Below are 2,121 nucleotides of genomic sequence, written 5' to 3' on the forward strand. Positions count from 1 at the left end.
GACCAAGGCCCCCGCCCACACCGTCACCCGCGAGGAGATCTTCCATCTGCTGATCGGCGAGCTGGTGATCACGCTGGACGGCCGCACCGACCGCATCACGGCCGGCGACACGGTGATCATCAACCCGGGCGTGACGCTCGGCGTCGAGAACCCGACCGACCGGACCGCGATCTCCTGGGTCACCACCTCCATCGGTCTGGAGGCGGAGCTGGCCGACGGCACGCGCATCGTGCCGCCCTGGGCCAACTGACGCGCGCCGAAGAGGCTTACGCGGCCAGCGCCCCCGGCATCACCGCCCGCGGTCCGAACCTCGCTCGCACGCGGTCCGCGACCTCCTCGATACGGCGGACCTTCTCGTCCACGGGATCGAAGGTGAGCTGGTGGGAGGCCTGGCGGGCGGAGGTGAGGCCCTCCGCGCGGAGCACGATCGCGCGGACCCGGGCACGCTGGAGACCGAGCGCCTCGTACATGCCGTAGGCGGTCTTCGTCAGCGCGGCGGAGTGCGCGGTCGGCTCCCCGAGGGTCCGGCTGCGGGTCGTCGAGGAGCGGTCGGCATAGCGCACGGTGAGGGTCAGGGTGCGGCAGACCTTCTCCAGGGCGCGCAGCCGGGCGCCCAGCTCCTCGGCGGCCGAGAGCAGGGCGCGGCGATGCCGGCCGGGGTCCAGCTCGTCGATCACGAAAGGGCGTTCGGCGGCCAGGGACCGGGAAACGCCGTTCGGTACGACCCGGCCGCGGTCGACGCCGTTCGCCTTCTCGTGCAGCTCGCGGCCCGCCTTCGCGCCGACCAGGCGCTGGAGTGTGGAGAGGGGCGCGGCGGCGGCCCGGCCCAGGGTGCCGAGGCCGTACTCGCACAGAGTGCGGGCGGTGGCCGGGCCGACGCCTGGCAGCTCGGCGACGGGGCGGTCCGCGAGGAACTCCGCGACGGCGCCGGGCCCCTCGGGAACCGCGTGGGTCACGCCGGGCCGCGCGTCGCGCAGTGCCATGCGGGCCAGTATGGGACCCGGCCCGGCGCCGATCGCGCAGTCGACGCCGTGCAGCGCGAGCGCACGGACGCGGATCACCGCCGCCAGCTCGGTGGCGGTGCGGCCGAAGTAGCGTTCGGCACCCCGCAGATCGGCCAGCGCCCCGTCCGGGGGCAGCGCCTCCACGACCGGGGTGAACTCCTCAAGGAGGCTGAGCAGCTCAGGAAACGCGACCTCGTACATCGGCGGCAGCTGGAAACGTACACAGAGGATGGTCATCCCGCACTCCCCGGACTCTGGTGCCACAACTTCCGTATCTGTGAAGGCTCCTGACCCGCCGGCCGGAGATCGGCCCACGGATGCATCTCGTATCCGGTGGGAAGCTGGATCCGGCGGCCGTGTGTCGGATCGCCGCCCGGGGGCCCTTCCGGCACCGGCTCCGCGAGGCGCGCCGCCACCTGGTCGAGCCCGCCCTCGGCACGCAGTTCGACGAGTTCGGCGAGGTTCCAGGCGGCGGCGCCCACCACGCTGAGGCTGCGCGGCCCGCGCCGCTGCACCACCCCGCGCACCAGCAGCAGCCAGGAGTGGAAGACGGTGTGCGCGCAGGCGTCGTGGGAGTCGTCGAAGAAGGCGAGGTCGACCAGGCCGGTGCCGTCGTCCAGCGTGGTGAAGATGACCCGCTTGCCGGACCGGATCGGCGGGGTCTGGGTGGCCGCCTTGGCGCCCGCCACCAGCACCGTCTCCCCGTGCCCGGCCTCGCGCAGCCGGCGCGCCGACACCACGCCCAGCTCCGTCAGGAACTCCCGGTGATCGTCCATCAGGTTGCGCGAGGCGTCCATGGACAGCACACCCAGTTCGGCGCTGAGCTTCTCCGCCGAGGACAGGTCGGGCAGCCCGGCCGGGGCCGTCCTGCGCCCGCCGGCCAGCGGGAGCTGACCGCCGCGGGCGCCACGGGCGCCGCGGTGCAGCTCGGTCAGGTGCAGTTGCAGATCACGGCGGTTGGCCCCGAAGGCGTCCAGCGCGCCCACCTGGGCGAGCCGCTGGGCGAGCGGGGGCCGGGGGGGGGGCCCCGCCCGCGGTGTGGTCTCTCGCCCCCCGACCCGGCGCTCGGCCCTGGTGCCGGGCGTGGACGACTCGTTCACGAGCGTCGGTACCGGTA

At 74.1% G+C, this 2,121-nt stretch carries 3 protein-coding genes; 1 reads left to right on the forward strand and 2 read right to left on the reverse strand.

Annotation, left to right across the window (positions count from 1 at the left end):
* On the forward strand, nucleotides 1-250 hold a 250-nt coding region (locus tag ACFW2E_RS45690), incomplete at its 5' end, for a cupin domain-containing protein (protein ID WP_384477763.1).
* A 16-nt stretch (nucleotides 251-266) separates the two neighbouring features.
* Here the strand turns inward: ACFW2E_RS45690 and ACFW2E_RS45695 are convergent.
* Both ACFW2E_RS45695 and ACFW2E_RS45700 read right to left on the reverse strand, forming a co-directional pair.
* Nucleotides 267-1,241, reverse strand: a complete 975-nt coding sequence (locus ACFW2E_RS45695; RefSeq protein ID WP_384477766.1) for a hypothetical protein — start codon at nucleotides 1,239-1,241, stop codon at nucleotides 267-269.
* On the reverse strand, nucleotides 1,238-2,121 hold an 884-nt coding region (locus ACFW2E_RS45700), incomplete at its 5' end, for an OB-fold nucleic acid binding domain-containing protein (protein ID WP_384477768.1). The genes ACFW2E_RS45695 and ACFW2E_RS45700, both read right to left, overlap by 4 nt.

The organism is Streptomyces sp. NPDC058964 (assembly GCF_042741275.1).
GTDB lineage: Bacteria > Actinomycetota > Actinomycetes > Streptomycetales > Streptomycetaceae > Streptomyces.

What these genes read in the sequence shown, in the direction of transcription:
- ACFW2E_RS45695 (WP_384477766.1), bottom strand. Translation starts at nt 1,241, where the DNA reads ATGACCATCCTCTGTGTACGTTTCCAGCTGCCGCCGATGTACGAGGTC.